11 protein-coding genes, 1 tRNA gene and 1 pseudogene are annotated in these 14,755 nt (G+C 61.0%); 9 read left to right on the top strand and 4 right to left on the bottom strand.

Going from position 1 to position 14,755, the window contains the following annotated elements; genetic code table 11:
- Positions 1–577 precede the first annotated feature (577 nt).
- Positions 578–2,605, bottom strand: coding sequence for a CAP domain-containing protein (locus tag ACFSQT_RS22400; RefSeq protein WP_379022213.1), 2,028 nt, complete (start codon positions 2,603–2,605; stop codon positions 578–580).
- 221 nt (positions 2,606–2,826) lie between these two features.
- Positions 2,827–2,916: transfer RNA gene (locus ACFSQT_RS22395), tRNA-Ser, on the bottom strand.
- A 331-nt stretch (positions 2,917–3,247) separates the two neighbouring features.
- Here ACFSQT_RS22395 and ACFSQT_RS22390 point away from each other — a divergent pair.
- The 9 genes and pseudogenes from ACFSQT_RS22390 (at position 3,248) to ACFSQT_RS22350 (ending at position 12,231) form a co-directional block, all read left to right on the top strand.
- The gene (locus ACFSQT_RS22390) at positions 3,248–4,498 is read left to right on the top strand and encodes a septal ring lytic transglycosylase RlpA family protein (RefSeq protein WP_379022211.1); all 1,251 of its coding nucleotides are present in this window, start codon (positions 3,248–3,250) and stop codon (positions 4,496–4,498) included.
- 103 nt (positions 4,499–4,601) lie between these two features.
- A complete protein-coding gene (locus tag ACFSQT_RS22385; RefSeq protein ID WP_379022209.1) occupies positions 4,602–5,768 on the top strand; it encodes a D-alanyl-D-alanine carboxypeptidase family protein in 1,167 nt (388 codons plus the stop codon).
- 80 nt (positions 5,769–5,848) lie between these two features.
- Positions 5,849–6,523 (top strand): dTMP kinase, encoded by a 675-nt coding sequence (tmk, locus tag ACFSQT_RS22380; RefSeq protein WP_379022207.1) that lies wholly within the window; start codon positions 5,849–5,851, stop codon positions 6,521–6,523.
- Positions 6,520–7,575 carry a DNA polymerase III subunit delta' gene (locus tag ACFSQT_RS22375; protein WP_379022205.1) on the top strand — a complete coding sequence of 352 codons (1,056 nt, stop codon included), beginning with the start codon at positions 6,520–6,522 and terminating at the stop codon, positions 7,573–7,575. The genes tmk and ACFSQT_RS22375 overlap by 4 nt, the downstream gene beginning before the upstream one ends.
- Before the next feature lie 123 nt (positions 7,576–7,698).
- Positions 7,699–8,796 (top strand): acyltransferase family protein, encoded by a 1,098-nt coding sequence (locus tag ACFSQT_RS22370; RefSeq protein ID WP_379022203.1) that lies wholly within the window; start codon positions 7,699–7,701, stop codon positions 8,794–8,796.
- Positions 8,797–8,809: 13 nt separating this feature from the next.
- A pseudogene (locus ACFSQT_RS22365) lies at positions 8,810–8,953 on the top strand (DNA polymerase III subunit delta'); the annotation flags it as partial.
- 90 nt (positions 8,954–9,043) lie between these two features.
- Positions 9,044–10,597 (top strand): methionine--tRNA ligase, encoded by a 1,554-nt coding sequence (gene metG / locus ACFSQT_RS22360; protein WP_379022201.1) that lies wholly within the window; start codon positions 9,044–9,046, stop codon positions 10,595–10,597.
- A complete protein-coding gene (locus tag ACFSQT_RS22355) occupies positions 10,597–11,409 on the top strand; it encodes a TatD family hydrolase (RefSeq protein ID WP_379022199.1) in 813 nt (270 codons plus the stop codon). Before metG ends, ACFSQT_RS22355 begins: the two co-directional genes overlap by 1 nt.
- 3 nt (positions 11,410–11,412) lie before the next feature.
- Positions 11,413–12,231, top strand: a complete 819-nt coding sequence (locus ACFSQT_RS22350; RefSeq protein WP_379022197.1) for an MBL fold metallo-hydrolase — start codon at positions 11,413–11,415, stop codon at positions 12,229–12,231.
- A 448-nt stretch (positions 12,232–12,679) separates the two neighbouring features.
- On the opposite strand, the gene ACFSQT_RS22345 is transcribed toward ACFSQT_RS22350, so the two are convergent.
- Together ACFSQT_RS22345 and ACFSQT_RS22340 are read right to left on the bottom strand one after the other, a co-directional pair.
- The gene (locus ACFSQT_RS22345; protein ID WP_379022195.1) at positions 12,680–13,855 is read right to left on the bottom strand and encodes a tetratricopeptide repeat protein; all 1,176 of its coding nucleotides are present in this window, start codon (positions 13,853–13,855) and stop codon (positions 12,680–12,682) included.
- Positions 13,856–14,085: 230 nt separating this feature from the next.
- Positions 14,086–14,739, bottom strand: coding sequence for a glutathione S-transferase family protein (locus ACFSQT_RS22340; protein WP_379022193.1), 654 nt, complete (start codon positions 14,737–14,739; stop codon positions 14,086–14,088).
- Positions 14,740–14,755: the final 16 nt, after the last annotated feature.

Genomic DNA, 14,755 nt, shown 5'->3' with positions numbered 1-14,755 from the left:
GCCGCTCAATATCCACAGTGGAGCGCGAGTTTCAAAACCTGCGCCTGTCCGACTGCCTATCTGCTGGCTGCGGTCCCACAACGGATGCCACGGCGACAGCTCCTATGTATCGAAGGTTGCGAGCCATGAGACTTTTCCGTTAACCGATCTGTTTTTGATCAAGCCACCGTCTCAAATTTCTCGGCTGGGTGACGGCAACGACCACCCATACCTGCCGCCATCATGATCGGCCACAACCGCCTTCCGAAAATATACTATCGCGTTCCGTGCAGCAGAGCGCCGACGGTCAATTGCGGAGTATTGTTTTTCGAAATCCTATGCCCAAAGCCCACTGGATTGGTACTCTATGTCGTGCATGCGTTCAACGCGGTTCTTACTAACAGGCTGAAATTCTGCTTAATTCCCGTATGTACCGCCGCGCGTTGACGGTATTGGTTTGTTGTTGCGAACGAGCCGACTAGTCCGTTGCCCCTGCGAGTATCTGAACGATCCAGTCGCAATTCTTGCGCGTCACAAGTTCTGAGCCGTTGAGGAAGCCGGGCGGCTTCCTGCTTCTCATTATTGGATCAGACTTCCCTCACACCACGACGAAATCGGCGTTTGTCAGAGCCAGGTTGGCCGCCAGCGTGGCGAAATGGGTGGAGCCTCCAGCGGTGCTGCCGTTGCTGTCATAGGTGAGCCAGCCGGTGTCGGTCTCGTAGATGATGTGATCGTTGCCGTCTCCGGCAAGACCGGTGGTGTTCTTGATGAACTGGTCGGCCGTCAGCGTGCCGTTGCCGCCAAGTGCGGCAAAGATCGCATTATCGACCCACATGGCGTCCTCGGCCACCGAGAAGTCGGTGATGTGGTCGACATTGGTCGAGGCGTTGAGCGCCGTGGTGAAGACGAAGGCATCGTTGCCCTGTGCGCCGGACAGCGTGTCGTTGCCGCCGAGGCCGTTGATGATGTTGTTGCCACTGTTACCAGCGATGACGTTGGCGATCGAATTGCCGGTGCCGTTGATGGAAGCCGAGGTGCGCAGCTGCAGGTTTTCGAGCTCCTGGCCAGAAAGGTTGAAGCTGACATAGGCCTGCACATTGTCGGTGCCCTGGCCAATCACGTCGATGACATGGTCGCCGGCATTGTCGACATAATAGGTGTCGTTGCCCTGAGCACCGCTCATCGTGTCGGCGCCGCCGAGGCCGTCGATGATGTTGTTGCCGGAATTGCCATTGATGATGTTGGCAATGGAATTGCCGGTGCCGTTGATCGAGGCGCTGGTGCGCAGCTGCAGGTTTTCGAGCTCCTGGCCGGAGAGGTTGAAGCTGACATAGGCCTGCACATTGTCGGTGCCCTGGCCGATGGTCTCGATGACGTGGTCACCGGCATTGTCGACATAATAGGTATCGTTGCCCTGAGCACCGCTCATGGTGTCGGCGCCGCCAAGGCCGTCGATGATGTTGTTGCCGGAATTGCCGTTGATGATGTTGGCAATGGAGTTGCCGGTGCCGTTGATCGAGGCGCTGGTGCGCAGCTGCAGGTTTTCGAGTTCCTGACCGGAGAGGTTGAACGAGACATAGGCCTGCACATTGTCGGTGCCCTGGCCAATCACGTCGATGACATGGTCGCCGACATTGTCGACATAGTAGGTGTCGTTGCCGAGGCCGCCTTGCATGGTGTCGGCGCCGGCCTTGCCGTCCAGAAGGTCGCTTCCCGACGAACCATGTATCGTTTGAGTGCCGTCGGTGCCGATCAGCGCCAAGGCATTCGTGCCAAGTCCGACAATGGTCGAAATGCCGTTCACCGCTGTCACCGATACCGACGTGCGGATGGTCGATTGGCCCATCAGGTCGATCTTGGCGTTGAAGCCGGCCGCGATCGTCGCGGTGAGGACCACCGGCGTCACCTGGTCGCCACTGGCAAACGTGATGGTTTTGAGACCGGCCGCCACCTCTTCGGAATAGCCGCCGGCGCTGCCGCTAGCCGTGCTCGGTCCGCCGCTAACGGAGACCGTTATGCCGCCGCGCCCTTCGCCGATCGAATAGAACTGGTCGGCGGTCACGGTGTCGTTGAAGGCGACACCGGTGAGAAACTGATGGTTGGGGCCTGCACGGCCGAAATCTTCGGTCAGCATCGTCGCCTCGCCCTCAGTCTTATAGGCGCCCTGGGCCTGGCCGACGCCAACTTCCTGAAAGTCCGGATTCATCAAATTGACGCGGTGGCCACGGCCAGGGTAGTTCGGATCGACAAACAGAAGTTGATGGAGCTGCAGTGTCATCTCCGGCGTGAGCGTGCCGTGCGTAGATTGATACGCGATGTTCTCGCCGGCCCAGTCCCAGTTATAGCCAGCGGCGGTCATTCGTTCGAATGGATCTCTCCCACCCGCGCCTGGTTCATCATGCGCGAAGTAGTCCCTGTCGATCATATCCTGGCTATGACCCCGCGCCGCGCTCAGCAGCAAGTCGTTCATTGCCAGCGGTTGCTTCATCGCCGGGGAGATGGTGTCTTCAGACGGAACCCCCTCATTGAGGGCTATGCCGTATCGTGCGGCTTCTGCGGCGGGGTCGAGCCGCGCGCGATTGACCAGTTCCAGGATTGCCTGCTCGACAGCACTCTGATTGGCCATGGCCTTTCCCCATTCAGCATTGTCCGAGTTTTTAGGCAAAATATTGCCGAATACCCATCGACTGGGAACGAGCCTGCTCAAAAGCCCGTGCCGTTCAACGCGTGGATCGATGCTAACATGGTTGACCGATGACGGGCATCCTCGACAGCGGCAGCTCGCCGGTCATGCTGATTCATGTGCGTATTAGTAGCTGTTGATTTTATTAGTATTTATTCGATTTATGGCGGAGGAAGTGGGATTCGAACCCACGGTGAGCTTGCACCCACGCCGGTTTTCAAGACCGGTGCCTTAAACCGCTCGGCCATTCCTCCGGCAGTCGCGGTCCACTGCTCTAGTGTGCTCGGCAAAGACCTGTCAACCGGCAGGCATGTCCCGGTAGAGCCGGGGGCAGGCGCTCTGCGGCAGCCGGACAACACGACTTTCACGCAGCAGAACGAAAAGCCGAGACTTTTCAGGATGCTCAGCTTAGAGGCCATGTCACAATCTTGCCCGGTTCCGGCCACAATCGGTTAATACCGTGATAAACAATTCCTGCGCACAAAGGATCGGGGTTCGCGGCGTCGTTGGTTAATCGAGAGAGTGATTTGGCTCCTCCGATGCTCGAACGGCGTTTCGGCTGAGACTGTAGGGGACATCAGGAAAATGCAGGCTATGACGCACCCGCGTCTTCGTCGCGCTGCTACGGTCGCGTTGTTCGCTGTCTCGGCTGCCTTGCTGGCGGCTTGCGCGTCGCAGCCTGGACCAAAAGCGATGGTCTACAAAAAGACCCGCTCCAAGGAATATTTCTCCGAATCCGAATATGGCGTGAAGGCAAGCCCGCGCGTGGCCTTCCGGAGCGGGCGTCTGCAGCGCGGCGGCGGCCGTGACCAGCTCGGCAAACCCTATCAGGTCCGTGGCAAGTGGTATTACCCCAAAGAGGAGAGGCACTACGCCAAGGTCGGCCTGGCCTCCTGGTATGGCGATGCCTTCCATGGCCGGCTTACCGCCAATGGCGAAGTCTACGACATGACGCATCTGACGGCCGCGCATCCGACCATGCCGCTGCCCAGCTATGCCCGCGTCACCAATCTCAAGACCGGCAGCTCGGTCATCGTGCGCGTCAACGATCGCGGCCCCTATCATGAAGGCCGCATCATCGATGTCTCGGAGCGCGCCGCCCAAATGCTGGATTATGCCAATATCGGCACCGCGCAAGTGAAGGTCGAGTATGTCGGCCGCGCACCGCTCGACGGCGACGACGACCAGTATCTGATGGCCTCCTACCATCCCGGCAACAGGGCGCCCGATCCGTCGGATGGACTGCCGACCGGTGTCATGGTCGCCATGAACGGGCCGTCGCCGAGCCTGCCTGTCGGTGCGGCTGCCGTACCGTTTCCCGGCCAGTTGACCGATTCGGGCCAGTTGACCGATTCAGGGACGGTTCAGCCGGTCCAATCGGCGCAGTCGCCGGCCTATGGCGATCCGGCGTTGCCGGATTTCGGCCCGATCGTGCCGGAACGCCCGGAGATCAACCTGCCGCCGCAATCGCCGTTTGCCGTGGCCTCGCTGTCCTATGCGGATGAGCGGGTGGAACGCGCCTCCAACGCCTTCGCGGCACTCGGTGGCGGCGGCATGTCGCCGGCCGACGTGCTTCAATCGTGGAAGCGGCAGCCGCCACCGGCCGGTTCGTCCACCGACTACGTCGCGGCGGGCTCGTTCGAGGACGCGGCGGAGGCCAGGCGCATTGGCGCTCAGCTTGCCGCATTCGGCCAGATCGAGATCCAGCGTTCGGAACTCGACGGCGAGGATTGGTATTCGGTCAATCTCTATCCCGATGGCCACCGCAATCTGGATGATTTGCTGCAGGCGGCATGGTCGCACGGCGCACCGGATGCATTGGCCGTGCGCAACTGAGCGGAAGCCAGTTCGGATTTCCGCTGCGCGGTTGATCCGCCGCGGAAAAAGCCCGATACTTTTTGCGGGCTTGCCGGACGTTCCGGCCAACGGGTCGAACATCATGCAATTTCGCTTGCTCCAGCCTTTCGCCGGGCTTCTGGTTTCTTGCCTGCTATTGCTTTCCCTGGCTCCAGCCAGTGCGCAGCTTTTCGAGACCAAGGCCACGCAGGTCTTCATGATCGATGCCGAGACCGGGACGGTGCTGTTTTCGAAAGACGCCGACAAGCCGATACCACCGGCTTCGATGGCCAAGCTGATGACCATGGAAGTGGTTTTCAACGCCATAAAGTCCGGACGCCTGAAGCTCGACGATACGTTCGTGGTCAGCGAAAACGCCTGGCGCAAAGGCGGCGCGCCGTCGGGAACATCGACGATGTTTGCCAAGCTCAAATCGTCGATCCGGCTCGAGGATCTCATCCAGGGGGTGACGGTGCAGGCGGCCAATGACGGCTGCATCGTCATCGCCGAAGGCATGTCCGGGTCCGAGGACAATTTTGCCGCGCAGATGACCGAGCGCGCCCGCCAGATCGGCCTCAAGACATCGACCTTCGTCAATTCGACCGGCCTGCCGGCGGACGGCCAGCAGACCACCGTGCGCGAGCTGGCGCTGCTGGCCGTGCATCTGTGGCGCGATTATCCGGATTTCTATCGCTACTATGGCCAGAAGGATTTTACCTGGAACAAGATTTCGCAGAGGAACCGCAATCCGCTGCTGGCGATGGACATCGGCGCCGACGGCCTGGCTGTCGGCGCGAGCGAGGCGTCAGGCTTCGGCATTGTCGGTTCGGTCAGCCACAGCGGCACGCGGGTGATCGCGGCGATGAGCGGGTTGGCCAGCGACAAGCAGCGCGCCGAGGAGGCGCGAAAGCTGCTCGACTGGGGTGTTCGCTCTTTCGAGAAGACCGAAATCTTCGCCAAGGACGAGGTGGTCGGCGAAGCCCAGGTTTTTGGCGGCGCGAAATCCGGGGTGACGCTGAAGGCCAAGGGCCCGATCGAAATCTTCCTGCCGATCACCAACCGCGACAAGCTGACGGCCAAGATCGTTTACACCGGCCCGGTTGCAGCACCTGTGGAGGAGGGACAGCCGGTGGGTGCGCTGCGCGTCTGGATCGGCGACACGCTGAGCCAGGAGACACCGCTTTTCGCCGCCGAATCGATCGGCGTCGGTACACTGCCGCAGCGCGCGCTCGACGCGGTAAAGGAACTGGCGGTCGGCTGGCTGCGCTAGCGCCGGCGGCATGGACGTTTGCCCAAACGCGGACTATCTAGAGCGCTACACCACCCCGCAAGCATGCAAGGGCTTTTCGATTGGCGCGCGGATTTTTCATCACCTTCGAAGGCGGCGAAGGAGCAGGCAAGTCGACGCAGGTCGAGCGGCTGGCCAGGAAGATGCGCGCCAAGGGATATGATGTCCTGCTGACCCGTGAACCTGGCGGCTCGCCGGGCGCCGAAGCGGTCAGGCATGTGCTGCTTTCGGGCGCCGCCGAACCCTTCGGGCCGAAGATGGAGGCGCTGCTGTTCGCCGCCGCGCGCTCCGACCATGTCGAGCAGGTCATTCGACCGGCGGTCGAGCGTGGCTCCATCGTGCTTTGTGACCGCTTCCTGGATTCCTCACGCGTCTACCAAGGTGTTACCGGCGGTATCGACCCGGCGTTCATGGCGACGCTGGAGCAGGTCGCCATCAACGGCATGATGCCGGACATGACGCTTATCTTCGACATCGATCCGGCGGAAGGCCTCAGGCGCGCAACGCTGCGGCGCGGCACCGGAACAAGCGCCGACCGCTTCGAGAAGGAGACGCTGGCGATCCATCAGGCCCGCCGAGAGGCGTTTCTGGAGATCGCGGCGGCCGAACCGGAACGCTGTATCGTCGTCGACGCAGCCGCCGATCCCGATACGGTCGAGAATGTCGTCACCGCCGCCGTGTTCACGGCGCTGGAGGCAAGAACGCCGGCGCGCAACCGACAGGTGACGCCGGCATGATCTTCGAGCGCATCGCACCGGAACAGCACGACACGCTGGATGGCGTGCCCGAGCCATCCGAGACACCCCGCCTGTTCGGACACCGGCAGGCCGCGGGAATGCTGACATCCGCCTATCGTGCGGGGAAGCTGCCGCATGCGCTGATCTTTTCCGGACCGGTCGGCATCGGCAAGGCGACGCTCGCCTTCCATCTCGCGCATCATCTCCTGAAACACCCGGACTTCGCGCAGGCGCCGGAAAGCCTTGCCATTCCCGATCCGGCCTCGTCGCTGTTTCGCCAGATCGCCACCGGCGCGCATCCTTCGGTGCTGCATCTGACCCGTCCGCTCAACGACAAGACCAAGAGCTTCAAGACCGTCGTCACCGTCGACGAGATCCGCAAGGTCAGCCGCTTCCTGTCGCTGACCTCGCATGACGGCAGCTACCGGGTCGTCATCGTCGATCCGGCCGACGACATGAACGCCAATGCCGCCAATGCCTTGCTGAAGAATCTCGAGGAGCCGCCGGCACGAACGCTGTTCACTTTGATCGTCCATGCGTCGGGCAGCCTGCTGCCGACGATCCGGTCGCGCTGCCAGGTGGTGCGACTGACACCCCTCGATGCCGCCGATCTGATGGCGGTGTTGGATACCACTGAGCCGCCGCCGCCGGACGATCCGGCGGCGCGGGCGGCGCTGGTCGAACGGGCAGGGGGCAGCGCGCGCAGCGCGATCCTGTTGACGCAGTATGGCGGGCTGGAGATCGCCTCGACCCTCGACGCCCTGGTGGCGGCGAGAAAGGGGGATATCGGCGGTGCGTTTCGCCTTGCCGAGGCTGTCGCCGGCCGTGACCAGGCGATCCAGTTCGACATCTTCAACCGCCGGGCGCTGGAGCTGCTGTCGGACGCGGCAAGTCAGGCAGCACTGACCGGCGACCTCGTACGGGCCAAAACACTGTCGGACACTTGGCATGAGGCTCTGGACGCCATTTCCGAGACCGACACCTACAATCTCGACAAGAAGCAGCACGCCTTGACCATGATCGACCGCCTGAATTCCGCAATGCGAACGTGACGATTGTTTCATGCATGCCGTTTGGGCCACTTTTGGCTGGTGAACAAACTACGCGCCGGCGGGGAAGCGGGCCGGTTCTAGGATTTAGGCTTCAACTACACGGCAACAGGGGGATCTGAGCCGATGGGGCTGTTGCGAATACTGCTCGCCGCGTCGATAGTTTTTGCCCACAGCGGCAATTTGTTCTTTGAAGTGAAGCCCAAATTTGCGGTGCCGGCGTTTTTCATAATCTCCGGCTTCGTCATCGCGCTGGTTCTCAATGAAAAATACACCGGAAAGGTCTGGAGCTTCTATCTAGCTAGGTACCTTCGACTTTGGCCGAGCTACATCGTGGTTTTGCTGGTCACGTTGGCAATATTTACGGACATCAATCCGATAGCAGACTCTCCCATCGCCAATTTGCACCTCTTCGGTGCGTCGTATGGGCTGTTGTTTTTCGATACGCTTGGATGGGTCGGCTACGATGACAAGCTGCACACGATGGTCTTCATGACCGGCGGTGCCGGATTATCCGACGAAAACTCACTCGTGTGGCGAACTCCGATGGCACATATGTGGTCCGTGGGCGTGGAGATGTCGTTTTACCTCGTTGCACCGCTCATGGCTCGTCGGCCGAAGATACTGGCGGCTGTTTTTGTCGCAGCATTCGTCGCTCACCTGTGGATCACGCTCAACCTCATTCCCACCCATCCCCTGCGGGCAAAAAGCGCTGTGAACTCATTCTACCTCTTTGTTGCGGGGATGCTTGCCTATTGGGGTTGGGTTCATTCCAGGCAGTGGTTGGAACGTTTTTCATTCCCCTCGGCCCCGTTGGCGATCGGCACCTTCTTGGTTGCCATATGGATGGGGTTAGTGCTTGATCGCATCAACCCGCTGCTGAGTGACATGGCGTTGCTGGCAACGGCCTTCGCTCTAATCCCGTTGTTCCATTTCTCCAAGGTCAGCAAGATCGACAGGGCAATTGGCGAAGTGAGCTACGCCGTCTACCTCGTTCACTTTCCGCTGGTATTGTATGTGTTCGACGGACATTATCACGACAAGTGGTGGGGGACGTACCTGCTGGCGGTATCGATAACGCTCGCCATTGTTCTGCAATATCTTGTCGTGCGGCCTCTTGAACAAGTAAGGCGACATCTGGCTTCATCGTCCAGCAAACAGGTCCTTTCGGTGGCTCTTGCAACGCCCATGCCGGCTCCGGCAGCATCTCGGAATATGCAATAACCCAGGCTGACTTGGCGACCTCGCACGGGCCAAAACGCTGTCGGACACTTGGCATGAGGCGCTGGACGCTGTATCTGAGACCGACGCCTTCAATCTCGACAAGAAGCAGCACGCCTTGACCATGATCGACCGCCTGAATTCTGCAATGCGAATGTGACTGGGTTTCCGGCATCGGGATGGCAATCGCCGCCCCGATACGATATCCACCGCCACGCCTTTCCATTCAGACATTCATGACGGTTCATTCATGTCACGCGACAAATTCTACATCACGACGGCGATTTCCTACCCGAACGGCAAACCGCATATCGGCCATGCCTACGAGCTGATCGCCACCGACGCGCTTGCCCGCTTCCAGCGGCTCGACGGCAAGGACGTCTTCTTCCTTACCGGGACCGACGAGCACGGCATCAAGATGCTGCAGACCGCGAAGCGGGACGGCATTTCGCCGCGCGAACTGGCCGATCGCAATTCGGCCGATTTCAAGCGCATGGCTGAGGCGCTCAACGCCTCCAATGACGACTTCATCCGCACCACGGAAGAGCGGCACTATGCGTCGTCGCAGGCGATCTGGAAGGCGATGGCCGCCAATGGCGACATCTACAAGGGTGGCTATGCCGGCTGGTACTCGGTGCGCGACGAAGCCTATTACGGCGAGGAGGAGACGGAGGTCCGTCCCGACAATGTCCGCTACGGGCCGCAGGGAACGCCGGTCGAGTGGGTCGAGGAAGAGAGCTATTTCTTCCGCCTTTCGGCCTATCAGGACAAGCTCATCTCGCTCTATGAACGCCAGCCCGACTTCATCGGCCCGACCGAACGACGCAACGAGGTGATGAGCTTCGTCAAATCGGGACTGAAGGATCTGTCGATCTCGCGCACCACCTTCGACTGGGGCGTGCCGGTGCCTGGCGACGAGAAGCATGTGATGTATGTGTGGGTCGACGCCTTGACCAACTACATCACCGGCGTCGGCTATCCAGATGAAAATGCTAACGATTGGCGTTTCTGGCCGGCGGACGCGCACATCATCGGCAAGGACATCGTCCGCTTTCATGCGGTCTATTGGCCAGCCTTCCTGATGTCAGCGGGCATCCCGCTGCCGAAACGCGTCTTCGGCCACGGCTTCCTGTTCAACCGCGGCGAGAAGATGTCGAAATCGGTCGGCAACGTCATCGACCCGTTCACCATGATCGAGCATTACGGTCTCGACCAGGTGCGTTATTTCTTCCTGCGCGAGGTGCCGTTCGGCCAGGACGGCAGCTACAGCCATGAAGCGATCGTCAACCGCACCAACGCCGATCTTGCCAATGGCCTTGGCAACCTGGCGCAGCGCTCGCTGTCGATGATCGCCAAGAATTGCGGCGGCGTGGTGCCGCAGCGAGGCGAGCTGATCGATGCCGACAAGGCGATTCTCGAGCAGGCGGCGGCCGCTCTTGCCGCCGCGCGCAAAGCAATGGCCGAGCAAGGCATCCATCTGGCGCTGGCAGCGATCTTCGGCGTGGTGGCGGATGCCGACCGCTACTTCGCGGGCGAGGCGCCATGGGCGCTGAAGAAGAGCGATCCGGCGCGCATGGAAACCGTGCTGTGGACGACCGCCGAAATCGTCCGCCGCGTGGCGCTGTTGTGCCAACCCTTCATTCCGGGATCGGCCAACAAACTGCTCGACCTGCTGGCGGTGCCGGCGGACAGCCGCGATTTCGTGCATGTCGCGGCTGACCACGCGCTTGTGCCCGGAGTTGCATTGCCCGTTCCGGAAGGCGTGTTTCCGCGTTACGTCGAACAGCCGGATGCGAACGCCTGATGCTCGTCGACAGCCACTGCCACCTGGATTTCCCAGATTTTGCCGAGGAGCGGGCGGCCATTGTCGCCCGCGCCAAGGCGGCCGGCATCGGCCGCATGGTGACGATCTCGACGCGCGTGAAGCGGTTTCAACAAATACTTGAAATTGCTGATACTTTCGACGAAGTGTACTGTTCGGTCGGCACCCACCCGCACAATGCCGCCGACGAACTCGACGTGACGTCGGCAGATCTCGTCAGTCTGGCTGCCCACCCGAAGGTGGTGGCGATCGGCGAGGCCGGTCTCGACTATTTCTACGACAAGGCGCCGCGCGACGCGCAGGCGCAAGGCTTTCGCGCCCACATCGCCGCCGCACGCGAAACCGGGCTGCCGCTGGTCATCCATTCGCGCAATGCCGACGACGACATGGCAGCCATTCTCGAAGACGAAACAGGGAAGGGCGCCTTCCCTTTCATCCTGCACTGCTTTTCGTCGGGGCGCCGGCTGGCCGAAATCGGCGTCGCGCTCGGTGGCTATGTCTCGTTCTCGGGTATCCTGACCTTCAAGAATTCAGCCGAATTGCGCGCCATTGCCGCCGATGTGCCGCATGACCGGCTGCTGGTAGAAACCGACGCACCTTACCTGGCGCCGGTACCGTTTCGCGGCAAGCGCAACGAGCCGGCCTATGTCGCGCACACCGCCAAGGTGCTGGCGGAGACGATTGGCGTCGGCGAGGCCGAAATCGCTGATCTGACGACGAGCAATTTCTTCCGGCTGTTCGGCAAGATGCCGCGACCTCCCGAGCAAACTGCTTGGCCCGAGCAAAGCGCCTGAACGATGACCGACCGGCTGCGCCTCACGATTTTGGGCTGCGGCTCGTCGCCAGGTACGCCGCGTATTACCGGCGACTGGGGCAATTGCGACCCGGACAACCCGAAGAATCGGCGCACGCGCGCCGCCGCGCTTGTCGAGCGGATTGCCGCGAATGGCGGCCGCACCAGTGTCGTCATCGACACCGGACCGGATTTCCGCCAGCAGATGCTGCTGGCCTCGGTCAGGCGCATCGATGCGGTCGTCTACACGCACCCGCATGCTGACCATATCCACGGCATCGACGATCTGCGCGGTTTCGTCCTCGAGCAGCGCCAGCTCATCGATGTCCATGCCGACAAGGCGACGATGCTTCGGCTGCGGGATGCGTTCGGATACTGTTTCGAGACGCCGCAAGGCAGTTCCTATCCGCCGATCGTCAAGCCGCATCTCATCGACCACGCCAGGCCGGTGGTCATCGAAGGAGAGGGGGGCGCCCTCACCCTTGAACCGCTGCCGCAGGTCCATGGCGACATCATATCGCTCGGTTTCCGCATCGGCGCGCTCGCCTATTGCCCCGATATCAGCGACTTTCCAGAGGCCACCGCCGAACGGCTGCGCGGCCTCGACGTGCTGATCATCGACGCGCTGCAGTACAGGACGCATCCCAGTCATCTGTCGCTTGGCGAGGCGCTGGCATGGATCGAACGGCTGGTGCCAAGACACTCCGTGCTGACACATATGCATGTACCGCTGGACTACGCCACGGTGATGGCCGAGACACCTGCCAACGTCGAGCCAGCCTATGACGGCATGGTGATAGAAATCCCTTATGAGTCAGCATGATGGGAAGAAGGCTTCACGGAACGCCGCGTTCCTTGAGCCCCCAAAATGACCAGCGTTCCAATTCGCTCATAGCCAATGTGAGGATAAAGAAGCGTCCCGATGTGTGATGCTGGCATTGTGGTGGCGCACGAACAGCCCGATGGCAAACTTAGTCGCCTGGTTTGCCCCGCCATTGCGGCAGCCTGGCGTTGCCCGGCAAAACGCGGTCCGGCGTCAAGCCGATGAAAAACATCGGCAATTTCCAGCCCGAGTCTGAACCTGAGTTCCATAATCTATCTTATGCGACTTTTGTATGCCGTCGTTGATGCGTAACGACGTTCGGCGCTGGCGAAGCTTTGTCGCTCGGCCTCGTGATTGTCGGCGACGCGCTCGACCCGTTTCAATTCGAACAATCGGACCATTGCGCCGCCCGCTATTCCAGATTGTCTTGTGCATGATGGCTGTAGGTTCAAGGCGTCATCTTCGAAGCAACTTCCCAAAGCGCCCAGGCTTTGCGGCGCGAGTCCTCCACCGCCTGCGTAAATTGCAGCGCTTCGGACGGTTTGCCCATTTCCGCAAGCGCGGCGGCGGCGAAGGTGATCAGCGTTTCCTTGTCGTAGTCGTTCGTCGCAGAATCGATGAGGGTTTGCGCAACCGGCAGGTAGCCGGACAAGGTCAGCGCTCGAACCAGGCCATTGGCCATACGGTCGCGGTTGAAGTTGGCAGGGTCGTCGCGCATCGCCTTCTCGATTAGTGCGAAGACTTCCGGTTGGCGGGCGTGTTCCGCAACGTTGACGAAGGCATAGGCCCGGTCGGACGCAGGAAGTGTCTGTGCAAGATCGATTGCCTTTTGCCACTGCCCCGTGGCGGCCAGTGCATAGATCACGTCCAGCGCGATGTAGGGGTAGTCGTCGGGCGGCACCTGCGCCAATGAGACAAGGACCGCGTCGGCAGCCGCCTTGTCCTTCGTTTTCGTCGCAATGTAGGCCTTGCGGCGAATGGTGCTGGGATCGGATGAGGTCAGGTAAGGCAGCATCGGTTTGGCGCGCTCGGTCTCACCGCCAAAATAGAGCGTTTCCGCAGCCAGTCCGGCCAACTCCTCCCGCTCGGTCTCCGGCACGTCGCCCAGATGCTTCACCGCTTCCGCCGCACGGCCGGCGCGCAAATGGCCGAGCACCTGCCAATAGCTAAGTTGGAGCGGATCCGGCGGCGGCTGGATAGCTTTCACCAAGGCGGCGAGTTTGTCTTCGCGGCCCAGTTCAACAAGGACCGGGCCGATGACGAAGGCATATTTCGTCTCCGAGGTTTCGAGGCGTGAAAGGGTCGCTTGCAGATCGGCCAGACGGTCGGCGCGGGCAAAAGCGGCGATCAGGTCGGCTGACGGGATCGAGTCCGTCTTCGTCAACTGGGCGGCGAATTCGAGCGCCAGATCGAGTCGCCCGGCGCGAGACGCTGTCTCGACCATGCGACCGTAGGGCAAGTTCTCAGTCGTTAGCGGTGCCGCAGTGCGGATCGCGTCCGCAGCCATGTCGAGCGCGCAGGATTGTGTCGGCTTGGCCTGGCACATGAGCGCGGTCAGGCTTTCCTGGGCTATGCCGGCGTTGGGCGCGGCAAGCAGCAGAGCGGCAAGAACCAAACGACGCATCGAATGCCTCCGGAAAGTAAGCTTTCACCGCATTGGGCTTTGGCCCGATTGGATTGCATACACCTAAGCAGAGATTTGTTGATTGGCCAACGGATCGCGGTTTCGTTCTGAATTCAAGGCGGCGACGGCGCTGAAATGACTTGGACGCTGTAGAAGACGGCATTGATGATTTGGAATTGTGGCGCGACGCCAACGGTGAGTAAACTGCCAACACGACCCGCCCCTGCCCGCTAATTTGTCGTCGTTCGTGTAACCGGCGGCAATTCGGGCGCATCCAGCCCCCTGAAAGGATCGCGCCAGGCGTCGATCTCTTCAAGCCGACGGTACCAGCGGCCGACAGAGGGATAATCATCGAGCGGCAATCTGGCGGCATCGTTGAACGGCAGAAACGTCGCCATTCGGAAGTCGGCATAGGAAACCGAATTTCCGACCAGCCATTCCCGTGCGAAAAGCTCCGTCTCGAGTATCGCGGCGGCCGTGCGGAAATGTGTCAGCCCCTCCTCCACGCGCGCCTGATCGATAGGGCCTATGCCGTACCGCTGTTTGGTGCCACGTTCGAAATGCACCGTGTCGCAGGCGAATGCGAAATGCGCCTTGCCCCAACTCAGCCACCGGATCATGTCGGGTTCGTCATCGCCGGTGCGCCAGAAATTTGAATGTGCGTCGCGCGAGAACCGGCAGGCTATGGCGTCTGCCTCCCAGAGGCTCTTTCCGCCGTCTTCCACCAGTATGGGCAAGGAGAGATTGGGATTTAGCGAGCGATATTTCTCTGCCTGTCCCGGAGCGAATGGCGAGGCAAATTCAAATTCGACCTTCGCATCGAGATAGCGGGCCACCGCGACGGCGAGCCGGGGATTGGGATTGCGGCTGAAGTACAGCTTCATTCCATGTCGGTCCTTG

The organism is Mesorhizobium calcicola, from assembly GCF_042682105.1.
GTDB lineage: Bacteria > Pseudomonadota > Alphaproteobacteria > Rhizobiales > Rhizobiaceae > Mesorhizobium > Mesorhizobium calcicola.
Note: the sequence above shows the minus strand (reverse complement) of the source record. Positions and strands in the feature narration are given on the sequence as shown.

What these genes read in the sequence shown, in the direction of transcription:
- ACFSQT_RS22400 (WP_379022213.1), bottom strand. Translation starts at nt 2,605, where the DNA reads ATGGCCAATCAGAGTGCTGTCGAGCAGGCAATCCTGGAACTGGTCAAT.
- ACFSQT_RS22370 (WP_379022203.1), top strand. Translation starts at nt 7,699, where the DNA reads ATGGGGCTGTTGCGAATACTGCTCGCCGCGTCGATAGTTTTTGCCCAC.
- ACFSQT_RS22385 (WP_379022209.1), top strand. Translation starts at nt 4,602, where the DNA reads ATGCAATTTCGCTTGCTCCAGCCTTTCGCCGGGCTTCTGGTTTCTTGC.
- ACFSQT_RS22345 (WP_379022195.1), bottom strand. Translation starts at nt 13,855, where the DNA reads ATGCGTCGTTTGGTTCTTGCCGCTCTGCTGCTTGCCGCGCCCAACGCC.
- ACFSQT_RS22375 (WP_379022205.1), top strand. Translation starts at nt 6,520, where the DNA reads ATGATCTTCGAGCGCATCGCACCGGAACAGCACGACACGCTGGATGGC.
- ACFSQT_RS22350 (WP_379022197.1), top strand. Translation starts at nt 11,413, where the DNA reads ATGACCGACCGGCTGCGCCTCACGATTTTGGGCTGCGGCTCGTCGCCA.
- metG (WP_379022201.1), top strand. Translation starts at nt 9,044, where the DNA reads ATGTCACGCGACAAATTCTACATCACGACGGCGATTTCCTACCCGAAC.
- ACFSQT_RS22340 (WP_379022193.1), bottom strand. Translation starts at nt 14,739, where the DNA reads ATGAAGCTGTACTTCAGCCGCAATCCCAATCCCCGGCTCGCCGTCGCG.
- ACFSQT_RS22355 (WP_379022199.1), top strand. Translation starts at nt 10,597, where the DNA reads ATGCTCGTCGACAGCCACTGCCACCTGGATTTCCCAGATTTTGCCGAG.
- ACFSQT_RS22390 (WP_379022211.1), top strand. Translation starts at nt 3,248, where the DNA reads ATGCAGGCTATGACGCACCCGCGTCTTCGTCGCGCTGCTACGGTCGCG.